The organism is Microbulbifer sp. HZ11 (genome assembly GCF_000708675.1).
Taxonomy (GTDB): domain Bacteria; phylum Pseudomonadota; class Gammaproteobacteria; order Pseudomonadales; family Cellvibrionaceae; genus Microbulbifer.
Map to the genome: position 1 here is coordinate 42845 of NZ_JELR01000006.1, position 16817 is coordinate 59661.

Consider the following 16817-nt stretch of genomic DNA (forward strand, 5'->3'; position numbering starts at 1 on the left):
CTCATCCCTGGCCACTTTATTCGCACCTACTTGGGGCCAATAAATACGGTCTTGTGCCGATCATTGAGCTCCGGCGCGTCCTTTGCCTCAATCTCGATATAGATATCGTGCTTGGTGTCCCGCAGCTGCTTCTTCGGCACACTGACCCGGATGGGCACGGAGTATAACTCCCCGGGGTTCACCAGTGGATTCTGTTGCATCCGCAGGGAGTAATCGTATCCGGGCTTACCGGTAACACGGATGCTGAATTCGTGGGGCCGCTGGTCCATGTTATTGATCTTGACCGTGTAGACATTCTGCACCATACCCTGAGACACGCGATACATGCGTGCCCCGCGGTCGCGCAGCACTTCCGCCTGAACCGGAGAACGGGTAACCACCTGATAGGAAAAGGCGCCAATCAACAACAGTAATATCAGCCCGTAGCCCAGTAACCTCGGGCGTACAAACTGGGTCTTGCCGGTTTCCAACTCGTCTTCCGAGGTAAACCGGATCAACCCCCGCGGATACTGCATTTTGTCCATCACACTGTTGCAGGCGTCGACGCAGAGGCCGCAGTTGATACACTCGTACTGCATGCCATCGCGGATATCGATATCCACGGGGCACACCTGCACACACCAATAACAATCAATACAGTCACCCATGCCCTGGGCCTTGTGATCCACACCTTTTTTACGCGGCCCACGCGCTTCTCCGCGGCGGGCATCGTAATACACCGCGAGGGTATCCTTGTCATACATGACCGACTGGAAGCGGGCATAAGGACACATGTATTTGCACACCTGCTCACGCATAAAACCGGCGTTGAAGTAAGTCGCAAACATAAAGAATGCAACCCAGAATGCCCCTTGTGGGTGCGCGGTGAAGGTTGCAAGGTCCACCACCAGATCACGGATCCCGTAAAAGTAGCCAACGAACGCCAATGCCGTTGCGAGGGATATCAGCAACCAGATGGTATGGGTACCGCCCTTGCGCAATACCTTCTCGAGGCTCCAGGGCGCCGCATCCAGCTTCATCCGTTTCGCGCGGTCCCCTTCGCACACCCGCTCAGCCCAGATAAACATCAGTGTCCACACCGTTTGCGGACAGGTAAACCCACACCAGACCCGCCCCAGCCAGGTAGTGACCGCAAAAAGGGCAAAGGCGGAAATAATCAGCAGAGCTGCGAGCAGGATGCCATCCTGTGGACCGAAGGTCGCCCAGAGAATATGAAACTGCCGCGCAGGCAAATCAAAATGCACCGCCTGACGCCCATCGATGTTGAGCCAGGGGATAAAGAAAAAAGCGAGAAGTAGTGGAAGGCCGGTATATTTGCGAATACGGGTGTAGACACCGCGAATATGGCGGATATAGACCTTGTCGTCGGACTCGTAGAGCATGCGATAGCGGACTTCACCACCACCTTCCTGCTCTTCCCGGGTAGGGATTCTATCGCTCACAAAACCTCACTTGCCCGAAGGGACTCGGGATGGAAACTGCAATCATTGCAATGAGGCTTGTTCTTCTTCCCTGCAGTGCCCTTCCCTGTGGATAAAGGGGGCCGGAAGCCCCCTTACCTGGCGCGGCGCAAGCGGAGTTACGCCGGATCTTTCTGTTACTGCTGCACGTCTTCCTGACGCGACAGACTGTAGACATAGGCAGCGACCAGACGGATCTTGTCTTCACGCAGCTTGTCTTTCTGAGAGGGCATATTGTTACTCCGCCCACCGCGCACGGTGTGCTGAATTTCTTCGCGAGTACCGCCGTAAAGCCAGATATCATCGGTCAGATTTGGCGCACCCAGCGCCTGGTTGCCCTTGCCATCTGCGCCGTGACACGCCATACACACGGTACCGAATACCTGTTTGCCCTGCTCGGCGAGCGCTGCATCGTGCTCCAGACCATTCATTGCCAGAACGTACTCGGTCACATTCTTCACACCGTCTTCACCAATGATCGGGCCTTGTGGTGGCATCAGCCCCTGGCGACCGTTGTGCAGAGTTTCCAGGATTTTCTCCGGGGTACCACCGTACAGCCAGTCACTGTCGGTCAGGTTCGGGAAACCGTAGTTTCCACCACCGTCGGCACCATGACAGACCGCGCAGTTATTGGCAAAGATTCGCGCGCCCATTTTCAGTGCTTCGCGATTTTCAGCAATTTTCTCGATTGGCATATCCACGTACTGGCCAAAGTTCTCTTTGAACTCAGCCTGTGCTTTGGCTTCAGATGCCTTCAGCGCACCAACAGAGGTCCAGCCGGCAATACCCTTGAAGTTACCCATGCCCGGGTAAATCACCAGATATACCGCGGAAAACACCAGCGTGAAGATGAACAGCAGGAACCACCACTTCGGCAGCGGGTTGTCGTATTCCTCAATACCATCGTACACGTGGCCGGTGGTGCGGTTTTCCGGATCGTCCTGATCGTCCACCGCCACTTTGCGGTTTGCAAAAAGAACCCAAGTTACCAATGCGAGATTGGCGAGGGTGAGCACAATTACCCAAACACTCCAAAATGTACTCATTTGTCCTGCCCCTGTTCCTGTTTCTTACCGGCCTCGTCGCCAGTGGTGCTTTCGCTCTCGCGAGCGGACTTGTCTAAAGTTTCCTGCTCATCGGCGAACGGCAGCTTTGCATCTTCCTCAAAACGCTTTTTACGCTTGGGAGAGAAAGCCCACCAGCACACCGCGAGGAATGCCAGTGCGCCGAGAACAACGGCGATCTGCCGCAGAATATCGATAGTCACCGATTACCTCGCTTAGCGCTTCTGCTGTACCAGGGTGCCCAGCTGCTGCAAGTAGGCAACCAGCGCATCAATCTCGGTAACGCGCCCGCCCACAAAGGGCTTGCTGGCGTTGGCGATATCTTCGTCGGTGTAGGGCACTCCGACAGAGCGCAGTGCTCTCATCTTTCTCGCCGTATGTTCCCCAGTGACGATATTGTCGAACAACCAGGGGTAAGACGGCATGATGGATTCCGGGACCACATTGCGTGGATCGTACAGGTGCGCGCGGTGCCATTCGTCAGAGTAACGGCCACCTACGCGAGCGAGATCCGGGCCGGTTCGTTTGGAGCCCCACAGGAAGGGGTGCTCGTACACGAACTCTTGCGCCATAGAGTAGTGACCGTAACGCTCCACTTCTGCACGCAGCGGACGCACCATCTGGGTGTGACACACATGGCAGCCTTCACGGATATAGATATCGCGCCCTTCCAGCTCTACCGGACCCAGCGGTTTCAGACCCGCAATCGGTTCATTGTTATTGGTGGTGAAGAACTGGGGAACGATTTCCACCAGGGCACCGAAGCTGATCGCTACAACGATCAGCACCATCATCAGGCCGATGTTCTTTTCTACGATGTCATGATTTTTCACGATCGTTTCCCCTTAAGCATTCTTCGCGATCGGCAGGTTTTCATCGTGACGCACTTCGCCTTCTTTAGGCTCGTCGGTGACGGTGCGGAATACGTTGTACGCCATCAGGAACATACCGGTCAGGAAGAAGGCACCACCCAACCAGCGAACGATGTAGCCCGGGTGGCTGGCGATCACGCTCTCCACAAAGCTGTAGGTCAGGGTGCCGTCGGCGTTGAAGGCGCGCCACATCAGGCCCTGGGTAATACCATTCACCCACATCGCCGCGATGTACAGAACAGTGCCCACGGTAGCGAGCCAGAAATGCGCATTGATCAGCTTGACGCTGTACATCTCTTTACGGCCCCAGAGTACAGGTACCAGGTGATACAGGGCGCCGATGGAGATCATCGCAACCCAGCCCAGCGCACCGGAATGCACGTGGCCAATGGTCCAGTCGGTGTTGTGGGACAGTGCGTTCACGGTCTTGATGGACATCATCGGGCCTTCAAACGTGGACATGCCGTAGAAGGACAGGGATACCACCAGGAAACGCAGGGTCGGGTCGGTGCGCAGTTTGTGCCAGGCGCCAGACAAAGTCATGATGCCGTTAATCATGCCGCCCCAGGACGGAGCCAGCAGAATCACCGACATAATCATCGCCAAGCTCTGGGTCCAGTCCGGCAGTGCCGAGTAATGCAGGTGGTGGCCACCGGCCCATACATAAATGGAGATCAGCGCCCAGAAGTGCACAATAGAAAGCTGGTAGGAGTAGACCGGGCGACCGGCCTGCTTCGGTACGAAGTAGTACATGATGCCGAGGAAGGCAGCGGTCAGGAAGAAACCAACCGCGTTGTGTCCATACCACCACTGGATCATGGCGTCCTTGGTACCGGAGTATATGGAATAGGACTTGAACGGCGCGACCGGCACTTCCAGGTTGTTGACGATATGTAGCGCGGCAATGGTGATGATGTAGGCACCAAAGAACCAGTTGGCTACATAGATATGGGAAGTACGACGCTTGGCAATGGTGCCAAAGAACACGATTGCATAAGCAATCCACACCAGTGCGATCAGGATATCAATTGGCCACTCCAGTTCTGCGTACTCTTTACTGGAGGTGTAACCCAACGGCAGAGTAATCGCGGCGGCAATGATGACGACCTGCCAGCCCCAGAAAGTGAAGGGAATGAGCCAACCGCCCCACAGGCGAGTCTGACAGGTGCGCTGGACCACATAGTACGAGGTCGCAAACAGTACGCTGCCGCCAAATGCGAAGATAACCGCATTGGTGTGTAACGGACGCAGACGACCAAAATGCGTGAACGGCTGCCACAGGTCATTCAGCGCAGGCCAGGCCAGCTGGGCGGCGATCAGGACACCCACGCCCATACCAAAAATACCCCAGACCACCGACATGATGGTGAACTGGCGCACAATGTTGTAGTCATAGTCCGGCAGCTTGCCGGCCTCTGCCACTGTAGTCGTCATTGTGTTACTTCCGTTGCTTTTAGAGATTCGTTTCCGTCAAACGCGGGGTACTCGCCATAATCACCAATAGGGGGGCGGCTATACCCTTCACGGTAGACCGGGTGGGCACAGGAACGACGATTTAAACGCTGTAATCGCCCTTCCCGGCTGATTTAGATCAAGTCTCTGCCTTTACCCGCTGCGATACGCAGGCGCAGGGCGTTCAATTTGATAAAGCCCTCGGCATCTTTCTGGTCGTAAGCGCCCGCATCGTCTTCAAAGGTGGCGATTTTCTCGTCGAAGAGACTGTCATCGGAGCGGCGACCAACGGCGGAAACACTGCCTTTATACAGTTTCAGGCGCACCTCACCGTTCACCACAGACTGGGACTGGTCGATTGCCGCCTGTAGCATTTCGCGCTCGGGGGACCACCAGTAACCGTTGTAAATCAGCTTTGCGTAGCGCGGCATCAGCTCGTCTTTCAGGTGTGCGACTTCGCGATCCAGAGTGATGGATTCGATGGCGCGGTGCGCCTTCATCATGATGGTGCCACCGGGTGTTTCGTAGCAGCCGCGGGACTTCATGCCCACATAGCGGTTTTCCACGATATCCAGACGACCGATACCATTGGCACCACCGAGCTTGTTCAGTTTCTCCAGCAGGGTCGCTGGGCTCATCCGCTCGCCGTCGATGGCAACCGGATCGCCATTCTCATACTGCAGGGTGATGTAAGTAGGCTTGTCCGGTGCGGCTTCCGGGCTGACACTCCAGCGCCACATATCTTCTTCTGCTTCCGCCCAGGGTTCCTCGAGCACTCCGCCTTCATAGGAGATATGCAACAGGTTGGCATCCATGGAATACGGGGACTTTTTCTTCTTGTTGGAAAAATCCACCGGAATCTTGTGCTGCTCACAGTATTCCATCAGTTTCTCGCGGGAATTCAGATCCCACTCACGCCAAGGGGCGATCACCTGGATACCGGGCTTCAGAGCGTAGGCGCCGAGTTCGAAACGCACCTGATCGTTACCCTTGCCGGTGGCACCGTGGGAAATGGCATCGGCACCGGTTTCGTTGGCAATTTCGATCAGTCGCTTGGCGATCAGAGGGCGGGCGATAGATGTACCCAGCAGGTACTCACCTTCGTAAATCGTATTAGCGCGGAACATAGGAAAGACGAAGTCGCGCACGAACTCTTCGCGCAGATCGTCGATGTAGATCTCTTTTACGCCCAGGGCTTCCGCTTTGGCGCGTGCCGGCTCCACTTCCTCACCCTGACCGATATCGGCGGTAAAGGTAACAACCTCACACCCATAGGTATCCTGCAACCAGCGTACGATCACCGAAGTATCGAGCCCGCCGGAATATGCCAATACCACCTTATCGATCTTGCTCATTACTATCCTCTGTATAGTGGGCCCGTGCTTTCGGGCTGTGCCTTCACTACAGGTACACTGCCGCCCTACCGGGGCGTTGCACCTGTGAAATGTCTCGAACTGGGGGGATTATTTTTGGATGTGTGCCCAGGAACTGCGGGTAGGCCGCCTTTTTTCGGGGCGCGATTGTAGCGCCTAGAACGGCATACGACTAGCACCAGACGGCCAGCCGAATGATTGCGTAAAAAGCAGCCCGTCAACCTGTCTACTTTACATTCAATCTGGTGAGAAATGAGACATTCACCGCAGTTTTCGCAATTTTTTGGCGCTTCGGGTAGCATCGGCGCCGCGATCAATCCGGGAGGAGATATTCGGTGGAGCCCAAACAGCAAATCACGCTGCGCAAACCTGACGACTGGCACATTCATTTACGCGATGGCGCCGCCTTGCCGCGCACTGTGGGAGACGCCGCTGACCAGTTTCGACGGGCCATCGTCATGCCCAACCTGGTACCGCCGGTAGTCAACGCAGGTGACGCTCTCGCTTATAAAGAGCGTATTGCAGCCGCGATCCCGGAAGGGAACCCGTTCACCCCATTAATGGTGATCTACCTGACCGACAATACCACCCCAGAGGTGGTAGAGCGCGCGCATTCCGCCGGAGTCGTAGCCGCCAAACTCTATCCGGCCGGCGCTACCACCAATTCTGACTCCGGTGTCACGGATATCGCCAATATCTACCCTGCACTGGAGGCCATGCAGTCCTGTGGCATGAAATTGCTGCTGCACGGCGAGGTAACCACCAGCGAAATCGATATTTTCGACCGCGAGCGGGTCTTTATCGAAAACATTCTGGGGCCGGTAGTAGACGATTTCCCCACTCTGAAAATTGTTCTGGAACATATCACGACGGCGCATGCGGCCGAGTTTGTCGCTCAAGCCCGCGACGGTGTTGCTGCAACCATTACCGCGCATCACCTGCTGTACAATCGTAATCACATGCTGGTGGGGGGCATCCGACCGCATTACTACTGCCTACCCATCCTGAAACGCGGCTATCACCAGAACGCGCTGATCGAAGCGGCGACCAGTGGCAACCCTAAATTTTTCCTGGGTACGGATTCAGCGCCCCACGCTCAGGGCAAAAAAGAAACGACCTGCGGCTGCGCCGGCTGCTACACCGCGTTCAGTGCCATCGAGCTCTACGCTGAAGCCTTCGAGCGCGCCGGCAAACTGGATATGCTCGAGGGGTTCGCGAGCGACTTTGGCCCCGACTTCTATGGCCTCCCGCGCAATAGCGATACCATCACCCTGGTGCGGGAGCCCTGGACACTTCCCTCCGGGCTACAGATGGGTGACGACGCCCTGATCCCGTTGGCCGCAGGCGAAACATTGAACTGGCGCCGGGTATAATCCCCAGCCCCGCCGCAAATTTGAATTGGTTTAGCTCTCAGGATACCCGTGACCCCAGCAGAAACGCCCAACGGCCCCAAAAGTCTTCTGGCCCAGCGCTTTCGTGGCTTTCTGCCCGTAGTGCTGGACCTGGAAACGGCGGGCTTCAACGCCCGCACCGACGCCCTGCTGGAAGTGTCAGCGGTTATCCTGAATATGGATGACCACGGCACCCTCTACCCAGAGGAAACCCACAGCTTTCATATAGAGCCATTTGAAGGCGCCAATATCGAGCAATCCGCCCTGGATTTCATTGGCGTAGATCTCGACTCCCCGGACCGCGACGCTTGGCCTGAAGAGATCGCCCTTCCGGAGCTGTTTCGGCAGATTCGCCGCGCCATCAAGAGCCACAGCTGCACCCGCGCCATTATGGTTGCGCACAACGCGCACTTCGACCTCGGCTTTATCAACGCGGCGGTCGCGCGCTGCGGCCTGAAACGCAACCCTTTCCACCCCTTCTCGTGCCTGGACACCGCCACTCTGGCGGGACTGGCCTACGGACAGACCGTACTCGCCAAAGCCTGCCAGACGGCCGGAATGGCCTTCGACAATAGCGCTGCCCACTCCGCGGAATACGATGCGGAGAAAACCGCCGAACTGTTCTGCGGCATCGTCAACCGCTGGCGCGACTTGGGCGGCTGGCCCCTGCCATCCGCTGCGGACGACCCACAGGCAGAAGGCGAAGACGCGGACTGATCCACCTTCTCCCGTACGACTTTGGTCGCATATTCACCGTTTCGCCCCCTCGCTAGGCTGGGGTTGCTTCCAATAAAAATAACGGTGAAAGCGATGAAACTTTTCAAGCAGCGCAAGCTCCTGGGCGCCGGCCTGGGTCTATCCATAATGCTGGGTGCGGCAGCGGCAGACGCCGGCAGCTGGCAACAGAACGTCGCCATCGGCGGCTTCAACAAGGTCCATATTTACACCCCGGACTCCTCCTCACCAATTGGTGACGGCAAGGCACTGCTGGTGGTACTGCACGGGTGCACCCAATCCATCGACGCCTACCTGAGCGCGAACCTGGAACAGGCCGCGGAAGAATACGGCATGGTCGTGGCAGTGCCCGATGCCATGAATAAGGCCGGCTTCAGTTGCTGGTCCTACTGGCAGGGCACCCGCTCTCGCACCGCCGGAGATTACAAAAATCTGGTCAACCTGGCCAATACCATGAGCGGTGATTCCAGTCGGGGCATCGACCCGAATCAGGTGTACATTGCCGGTCTATCCTCCGGTGCCGCCTTCGCCAATACCACCGCGTGTATCGCCCCGGATGTGTTTGCAGGCATGGGTATCAGTGCCGGCCCGAGTATCGGCACCAGCTCCAGTGGCGCCATCGGTAGCTGTGAAACCGCTAATGTCGCCAGCCGCTGCAACTCTTACGCCGGTAGCTACGCCGACCATTTCGATACACAAATCGCCTCCATTGCCCACGGCACCAACGACACCACAGTGGATGACTGCTACAACACCCAAAACGCGGAAGGGATGGCCGGCGTTTACGGTGTGAGTCAGCTGCCAGGCACCGACACTTACACCGACGGCGGCCGCAGCGCGACAGAAACTCTATGGCAGGACGGGCGCGTCTCCATGCTCTGGCTGAATGGTGTCGATCACGCCTGGTCTGGCGGTCAGGGCGCCAGCGGGAGCTATATCAGTGGTGCGGGCATCAATTACGCCAGCTACCTGGGTCAGTACTTCGTGGATAACAACAAGCGCGTCGATCGCAACAGCGGCCCGGTTATCAGCGACATCAGCATCAGCACCAGCGGTAGTCAGGTCCTGGTCAGTGGCAACGCGACCGACGCGGAAGGCAGTGTGCAAAGCGTTGATGCCACCTTTGACGGAGACACCAGCAGTTCGGTGAGTGGAGGCACCGACGCCAGTGGTTTTTTTTCATTGACCAGCCCGGCGCTGGCGGATGGTCTTTATGAAGTCACCGTCACCGCAACAGACGATGAAGGGGCCGCTGGGGAACCCTACCTGTCTACTGTGCGCGTAGGGCCGGAGCCGCCGGCCATGGCGCCAGAGCTGAGCAACCTCAGCGCCCATGTGGCCGGTCAGTGCGTTTCAGTGAGTGGCAATGTGGTCGATCAGAATCAGGACCTCGAAAGCGTCTCCATCGCATTCAGCAATGGCAGTATCACCGCTGCAGTAGTTGGCACTGAGTTCTCTGGCGAACAGTGCGATCTGCCCGGCGGAGCGGGGTCCGCTACGGTCACCGCGACGGATATGACGGGCCTGAGCAGTAGCGCGAGTGTAAGCTTCGTCGCCGATGCGGGTGTCACCGCGACCCTCGACCAGCATATTGCCGCAGGCCGCCTCGATTACACCAACTACGCCAATTGTTACCTGGAATACAGTAGCGCCAGCTTCCGCCTGGATGAGTTTTCCGTCGGTGGCGGCCAGTGCCAATGGCGCGATAACGATGCCTCCTGTAACGGTCCACAAGTGGCCTGCACTGGCGGTGGTGGCAGCTCCAGCGGAGGAAGCTCCGGAGGCAGTAGCTCTGGTGGCAGCGGCTCCGGCGGTGAGACCTGCACCGAACACAGTACGTACAACTACTACCAGAAAACCGCGGGCCGTGCATACAGTACCGGCAACCCCATGGCACCGGACTATTTCGCCGAGGGAAGCGATGAACCCATGGCCGGCTCTACCTGGGGACTGAACACGCTGCACAGCACCGATGGTAGCAATTGGTCGGTGGGCAACTGTCCCTGACGCCCATCACCGCACCGCCATCAATAACGGATAAAGGCCTGATAAATCAGGCCTTTATCCATTCCGGGAGCAGAAAATTCTGCGCTCGCCTCTTCCCGTGGGAACATACTTGAAGAAGCAAAATCGTGGCGGGTGATTTTTTGCACAGATTGCGGTATTATCTGCCGTTCATGCATAAAAGTGGACAGAATTGTGGCTAAAAAAGCATCCAGCGCCAGCAAACGCGGCAAGGAAACCGTTTCTACGGAGTCGCGCGAAGCCATCGAAGCTCAGATTCAGGCGTTCCTTGCCAGCGGTGGCGAGATTGAGCAGGTGCCCAAAGGGGTCAGTGGTCAAACCAACACTTCTGGTCCCAAGCATATTACTCTCGGTAAGAAGCCCCGCGCCTGATTCCAGCGGTCGAGTGACCTCGACTGCTACCTCCATTCTTCTCGCCAGCATTGAGCCCGCGCAATCCGGTAGGGTTTCGCGCGCCCCAGGGGGCCGTGTGACGCCCAAGTCGCGATACAACCAGGTCCGCGGACAATCAACCGGTAGCGACACCAATCTTTCGGTCTGCGAGACATAAAAAAGGCGGGTAACACCCGCCTTTTTTATGTCTGCCGTCAAATCTCTGTATTACGGCATCTCATCCAATTCCGCACCTTCCTTCACCGGTGGCATCAGGTCTTCTTTGGAAATCTTCATCGCCATCAGAACATTGGCAGCCACATATACGGAGGAAAAGGTACCAATGACCACGCCCACAATCAGCGCCAGCGAGAAATTGTGGATCAGCTCACCGCCAAAGAACTGCAGCGCCCACAGTACCAGCAAGGTGGTGAACGAGGTCATAAAGGTCCGACTGAGCGTCTGACTGATCGAGATATTGATCACCTCCTCAGGGTCCGCCTGACGCACCCTACGGAAGTTTTCCCGCACCCGGTCATAAACCACGATGGTGTCATTGATGGAATAGCCCACCACTGCCAGCACTGCGGCAAGCACGGTCAAATCGAAGTCCAGACGCAGAATAGCGAAGAAGCCCAGCACGATAATCACGTCGTGGATCAGAGCCACCACCGCGCCCACGGCGAATTTGTACTGAAAGCGCAGCGCTACATACGCCATTACCACCGCCAGCGCGAACAGCATGCCGAGGCCGCCATCATCGCGCAGCTCTTCACCAATCTGCGGCCCAACCATTTCCACCCGGCGCAGATCAATGCTGCCATCACTATGCTGACGCAGCACACCGACCACCTTGTCACCGATGGAGTTATTGGCCTCCGCTTCCCGCGCATTCTGCTGCGCCTGCTGTTCCGCCACCTCCGGCGGCAACTTGATCAGTAGCTCACTGTCCGATCCAAAGCGCACGACCGCCGCGCCTTCAAATCCCGCATCCTCAAGCTGACTGCGTACATCTTCGATTTTAGGGGCGTTCTGGTAGCCCACTTCAATCTGCGTACCACCGGTGAAATCGAGGCCGAGCTTCAGTCCGTTCATTGCCAGCGCAGCGATCGAGGCAATGACCAGCGCAATGGAAATGGCGGCCGCAACTTTGCGCCAGCGCATAAAGTCATACACGCGCTTACCCATATACTCGGTGATCTTGCCGTTTTCTTCTTTGGTATTGCTACTCATCACCGTCCCCTTAAATCCAGAGTTTCTGTACACGGCGACCGCCGTAGAACAAATTGATCAACGCACGGGTGCCCATGATGGCACTGAACATTGAGGTCAGGATGCCGATAGACAGGGTGACCGCGAAGCCCTGAACTGGGCCGGAGCCGATGGCATACAGAATGACCGCCACGATCAGGGTAGTGATATTGGCATCGACAATGGCACTGTAGGCATTGTCAAAGCCGGAATTGATCGCCGATTGCGGCGGCAGCCCATTGCGCAACTCCTCCCGTATTCGCGAGAAGATCAGTACATTGGCATCAACTGCCATACCGATAGTCAGAACCATGCCCGCGATACCCGGGAGGGTCAGTGTGGCGCCGAGAATGGACATGACCGCGACCAGAAGCACCAGGTTGACCGCCAGTGCAATATTTGCGGCCAGGCCAAATGCCCGATAGAAAAGCAGCATACAGATCACTACGGCGAGCAGACCGATCTGCACCGAAGTAACCCCCACCTTGATATTGTCCGCGCCGAGAGAGGGGCCAATCACTCGCTCTTCAACGAAGTACATGGGCGCGGCCAGTGCACCGGAGCGCAGCAACAGTGCCAGTTCCTGGGCTTCCGCCGGGCTGCCCAAGCCGGTGGTGCGGAACTGGCGACCCAGGGGGCTCTGAACCGTCGCCAGGCTGATGATCTTCTTGTCGTCAGTGCGCTTCTGCACCACCACTTCATTACCCTCTGCGTCGATCTGGGTCTCGGGGGTAAACCGGCTTTCCACAAACAGAGTGCCCATGCGGCGACCGACGTTCTTCCAGGTAGCCCGATGCATCAGTTCGCCACCGCGGGCATCGAGGGTAATGTTCACCTGGGGGAAGCCGCTTTCGTCGTATCCCACCCGGGCATCGGTCACGCGCTCGCCGGAAATGATGATTTTCCGCTCCAGCCAGGCGCCACCATAAGCCGCTCGCTCCTGCTCATTGCGGTACTCGAAGTATTCTTTATTGGTTACCAGGGCGTCCTGCTTCGCTTCCATGCGGTATTCAAGGTTCGCGGTTTTACCAATAATCCGCTTTGCCTCTGCGGTATCCTGAACACCGGGCAACTCCACCACAATGCGATTGCGCCCCTGGCGTTGCACAATGGGTTCGGCGACACCCAGCTCGTTCACACGATTGCGCAGGGTGGTCAGGTTCTGGGTAACCGCATAATCTTCCAGCTGTTTGATTTCCTGATCAGACAGTGTGGCGCGAATTTCCAGATTACTGCCGCCGCCACTTTCGGTGAGCTGCAGGGTGGGAAATTCACTGCGCAGTGTCCGCATCCCCAGGCTACGCAGATCTTCACTGCGGAATCTGGCTACGATCTCTCGATCGTTTTCCAGCTCCACACTGCGGTATCGGGCTTTGGCTCCGCGCAGCTTGGATTTCACGTCGGAGACGTAACCTTCCATATTGGTCTTAACGATGGAGTTGGTGTCCACTTCCATCAGGAAGTGCACACCGCCCGCCAGGTCGAGACCGAGCTTCATCGGGCTGGCGCCCATATTCATCAGCCACTCGGGCGTCGTGGGCGCCAGGTTCAATGCAACCACGTAGTCGCTGTGACCGAGCGCCTCCTGAATCGCACGCTTTGCCGGCAGCTGCTCCTCAATGGACTTCAGACGCAGCAACACTGATTTGTCCTGTACTTCGCCGCCGAAGTACGCGATACCAGCGTCATCTAATGCTTTCTGGGCTTCACTGAGCACGTTCTGATCAATTTTCAGGGCACTGGATTGACCGGAAACCTGTACCGCAGGATCCGGTGGATACAGATTCGGCGCTGCATACAACAGCCCCAATCCGACGATGATCAGAATCAGGAGATATTTCCAGAGGGGGAAGCGATTCATGCTGTTCTCATTGTTGGACTGGCCCGCTTGCACGAATACAGTACGGGCACGTTTTTTTGGTAACTGACGATATGCGGACGCCCGTGCACAATTACAAGCCACGAGGCGATCCGATCAGATTTGGGAGCTGATTATACGGGGATAGGCAGGTGGCACAAATCGCCACGCTACTCCTTGGGTCCACTCAACTCAGCGGAGGCACCTCTCGCCCCAACCCTTTATAGAAAGACGCCACAAAGTCTTCCAGCGTTCCCGCGGCAATGGCGTCCCGCAATCGTTGCATCAAACGCTGATAGTGGCGTAGGTTGTGAATAGTGTTCAATTGCGAGCCGAGGATTTCACCACACTTGTCCAGGTGGTGCAGATAACTGCGAGAAAAATTCTCACAGGTGTAACAATCGCAGCCCTCCTCCAGCGGACCGGTATCGTGGCGGTGCTTGGCATTGCGAATCTTCACCACTCCTTTAAAGGTAAACAGGTGTCCATTGCGCGCATTGCGCGTCGGCATGACACAGTCGAACATATCCACACCGCGACGTACGCCCTCCACCAGGTCCTCAGGCTTGCCCACTCCCATGAGATAACGGGGCTTATCCGCCGGCATTTGATGGGCCAGGTGATCGAGAACCTTGATCATCTCGTCTTTCGGCTCCCCCACTGACAGTCCACCGATGGCGTATCCGTCAAACCCGATTTCGGTCAGTCCTGCCAGAGAAACATCACGCAATTCCGGATACATCCCCCCCTGCACAATGCCAAACAGAGCCGAAGGATTGTCACCGTGGGCATCTTTGGAGCGCTTGGCCCAGCGCAGGGACAATTCCATCGACTTGCGCGCTTCATCCGGTGTGGCCGGGTAAGGGGTGCACTCATCAAAAATCATTACCACATCGGAACCCAGGTCGCGCTGCACCTGCATGGACTCCTCCGGGCCGACAAATACCGGACTGCCATCCACAGGAGACTTGAAAGAAACCCCCTCCTCACTGATTTTGCGCATCTGCCCCAGGCTGAATACTTGAAAACCACCGGAATCGGTCAGAATGGGCCCCTGCCACCGCATGAAATTGTGCAGGCTGCCGTGGGCCTTCACCACTTCCGTGCCCGGGCGCAACATCAAGTGAAAGGTGTTGCCGAGAATGATGTGAGCACCGATCGCTTCCACATCCCTGGGTAGCATGCCTTTTACGGTGCCGTAAGTACCCACAGGCATAAACGCCGGGGTCTCCACCACACCACGGGGGAAATGCAGCCGCCCACGACGGGCCTTGCCGTCCGTGGTATCCAGCTCAAACTTCATAAAACATTCGCGGCTCAAGGCATTCTCCTGCTTAAATCTATTTCGCCGTTGCTTTGCGCATCAATGACGGGCCTAAAGATTCCCGACTTCCGCGGGATCCACAGCGGGATTGCGCTCGATCAACATTGCGTCACCGTAACTGAAAAAGCGATATTTCTGACCCACAGCTTCTTTATATGCGTTCATGGCATGGCGGTAGCCCGCAAATGCACTCACCAGCATCAATAACGTGGACTCCGGCAAATGGAAGTTGGTGATCAGCCGGTCAACCACCTGGAACTGGTATCCCGGATAAATGAAAATTTCCGTCTCACCCTGAGTGGGCTCTAGCTGTCCGTTGGCGGCCGCACTCTCGAGAGCGCGCACACTGGTTGTACCTACCGCAACCACCTTTCCACCACGGGCCCGGCACGCCGCTACGGCATCACAGACTTCTGCGGACACATCGAGAATCTCGCTGTGCATCTTGTGGGTATTTATGTCATCAACACGTACCGGCTGAAAAGTGCCAGCACCGACGTGCAGCGTCACAAACGCGGTTTCCACACCTTTGTCACGCAGCGACTGGATTAGCGCATCGTCAAAATGCAAGCCGGCTGTCGGAGCAGCAACCGCACCGGCGTTGCGGCTATAGACAGTCTGATAGCGCTCCTTATCCGCTTCGGTATCGGCCCGATCAATATACGGAGGCAACGGCATATGTCCCTGGCGATCGAGTACCGTCAACACCCCCTCTTGCGGAAATTCAAGTTCGAAAAGTGCATCGTGACGATCAACCATCAACAGTGGTGTATCGTCTTCCAGCAGGATTTCACTCCCAGGCTTTGGCGACTTACTGGAGCGAATGTGCGCCAGCGCGCGGCGCTCATCCAGCACACGCTCAATCAGAATCTCCAGCTTTCCACCACTGGCCTTGCGCCCGAACAGACGCGCTGGAATAACCCGGGTGTCATTGAATACCAGCAGATCGCCGGGCTGGATCAAGTCCAGAATATCGACAAACTGGCGGTGTGACAGCGCACCCGTCGAACCATCCAGACACAGCAACCGGCTGCCCCGACGCTCGGCGGCCGGCACCTTGGCAATCAGTGATTCGGGTAGATCAAAGTAAAAATCCTGGCGTTGCATCAGTTCAGTCTAGGCATTAATGAATCGGCCGCGAAGATTAACGGAAAGCACCTCGAGAGCCAAATCTGGTTGACCCGACTCCGGCCATCGCTATAATCATCGTCCTTTCCAGCCGACCCTGACGTCGGTGAAGAATCTGCCAGAGTGGTGAAATTGGTAGACACAGGGGATTCAAAATCCCCCGCTAGCGATAGCGTGCCGGTTCGAGTCCGGCCTCTGGTACCAAACAAAAAAGCCCTGATTGCGCGCGCAATCAGGGCTTTTTTGTTTGGTACCAGAGGCTGGTTGAGAAACGGCACTCGGTTCGACCAACTGCACCAGCAGTTGGGACGCCGCCAGGCGCCCGTCCTCCGCTCCCTCGGAGCATGGGCGCTCACATGACAGCGCTTTGCGCTGCATGGTAGTAAGAGAAGTTCATCGTATCCTAAATACAAAAAAGGCCACCCCAAATGGGGTGGCCTTTTTTGTATTTAGAAGCCTGACGATGACCTACTCTCACATGGGGAATCCCCACACTACCATCGGCGATGTTG

General features: G+C 56.8%; 14 protein-coding genes and 1 tRNA gene. 5 read left to right on the plus strand and 10 right to left on the minus strand.

Annotation, left to right across the window (positions count from 1 at the left end; genetic code table 11):
- Window positions 1-26: 26 nt before the first annotated feature.
- From ccoG to AU11_RS17515, 6 genes are all read right to left on the minus strand, one after another.
- A complete protein-coding gene (gene ccoG / locus AU11_RS17490; protein ID WP_043321042.1) occupies window positions 27-1442 on the minus strand; it encodes a cytochrome c oxidase accessory protein CcoG in 1416 nt (471 codons plus the stop codon).
- Window positions 1443-1597: 155 nt separating this feature from the next.
- Window positions 1598-2506: a cytochrome-c oxidase, cbb3-type subunit III gene (gene ccoP, locus AU11_RS17495; RefSeq protein WP_197023902.1), complete on the minus strand. Its 909-nt coding sequence runs from the start codon at window positions 2504-2506 to the stop codon at window positions 1598-1600.
- On the minus strand, window positions 2503-2727 hold the full coding sequence (locus tag AU11_RS17500; protein ID WP_043321044.1) for a CcoQ/FixQ family Cbb3-type cytochrome c oxidase assembly chaperone: 225 nt from the start codon (window positions 2725-2727) through the stop codon (window positions 2503-2505). The genes ccoP and AU11_RS17500 overlap by 4 nt, the downstream gene beginning before the upstream one ends.
- Window positions 2728-2739: 12 nt before the next feature.
- Complete coding sequence (gene ccoO, locus AU11_RS17505; RefSeq protein WP_043321046.1) at window positions 2740-3357, minus strand: cytochrome-c oxidase, cbb3-type subunit II; 618 nt, start codon at window positions 3355-3357, stop codon at window positions 2740-2742.
- Between the two features lie 12 nt (window positions 3358-3369).
- Window positions 3370-4830 (minus strand): cytochrome-c oxidase, cbb3-type subunit I, encoded by a 1461-nt coding sequence (gene ccoN, locus AU11_RS17510; protein WP_043321047.1) that lies wholly within the window; start codon window positions 4828-4830, stop codon window positions 3370-3372.
- 152 nt (window positions 4831-4982) lie between these two features.
- Window positions 4983-6203, minus strand: coding sequence for an argininosuccinate synthase (locus tag AU11_RS17515; RefSeq protein ID WP_043321049.1), 1221 nt, complete (start codon window positions 6201-6203; stop codon window positions 4983-4985).
- Between the two features lie 353 nt (window positions 6204-6556).
- On the opposite strand from AU11_RS17515, the gene pyrC reads away from it, so the two are divergent.
- The 4 genes from pyrC (at window position 6557) to AU11_RS17535 (ending at window position 10744) form a co-directional block, all read left to right on the plus strand.
- Window positions 6557-7594 carry a dihydroorotase gene (pyrC, locus tag AU11_RS17520; RefSeq protein WP_043321050.1) on the plus strand — a complete coding sequence of 346 codons (1038 nt, stop codon included), beginning with the start codon at window positions 6557-6559 and terminating at the stop codon, window positions 7592-7594.
- A 48-nt stretch (window positions 7595-7642) separates the two neighbouring features.
- Complete coding sequence (gene rnt / locus AU11_RS17525; protein WP_043321051.1) at window positions 7643-8329, plus strand: ribonuclease T; 687 nt, start codon at window positions 7643-7645, stop codon at window positions 8327-8329.
- A 93-nt stretch (window positions 8330-8422) separates the two neighbouring features.
- Window positions 8423-10354, plus strand: coding sequence for a PHB depolymerase family esterase (locus AU11_RS17530; RefSeq protein ID WP_043321053.1), 1932 nt, complete (start codon window positions 8423-8425; stop codon window positions 10352-10354).
- Between the two features lie 192 nt (window positions 10355-10546).
- Complete coding sequence (locus AU11_RS17535; protein ID WP_043321079.1) at window positions 10547-10744, plus strand: hypothetical protein; 198 nt, start codon at window positions 10547-10549, stop codon at window positions 10742-10744.
- Window positions 10745-10972: 228 nt separating this feature from the next.
- Here AU11_RS17535 and secF read toward each other — a convergent pair whose 3' ends face one another.
- The 4 genes from secF to queA form a co-directional block, all read right to left on the minus strand.
- Window positions 10973-11977, minus strand: coding sequence for a protein translocase subunit SecF (gene secF, locus AU11_RS17540; RefSeq protein WP_051687427.1), 1005 nt, complete (start codon window positions 11975-11977; stop codon window positions 10973-10975).
- Between the two features lie 10 nt (window positions 11978-11987).
- The gene (gene secD, locus AU11_RS17545; protein ID WP_043321083.1) at window positions 11988-13856 is read right to left on the minus strand and encodes a protein translocase subunit SecD; all 1869 of its coding nucleotides are present in this window, start codon (window positions 13854-13856) and stop codon (window positions 11988-11990) included.
- A 184-nt stretch (window positions 13857-14040) separates the two neighbouring features.
- On the minus strand, window positions 14041-15174 hold the full coding sequence (gene tgt / locus AU11_RS17550; RefSeq protein ID WP_043321055.1) for a tRNA guanosine(34) transglycosylase Tgt: 1134 nt from the start codon (window positions 15172-15174) through the stop codon (window positions 14041-14043).
- A 54-nt stretch (window positions 15175-15228) separates the two neighbouring features.
- Entirely contained in the window at window positions 15229-16284 is a 1056-nt protein-coding gene (queA, locus tag AU11_RS17555) for a tRNA preQ1(34) S-adenosylmethionine ribosyltransferase-isomerase QueA (protein WP_043321056.1), read from the minus strand.
- Between the two features lie 138 nt (window positions 16285-16422).
- Between queA and AU11_RS17560 the strand changes: the two genes are divergently transcribed.
- Window positions 16423-16509, plus strand: a tRNA-Leu gene (locus AU11_RS17560).
- Window positions 16510-16817 lie beyond the last annotated feature (308 nt).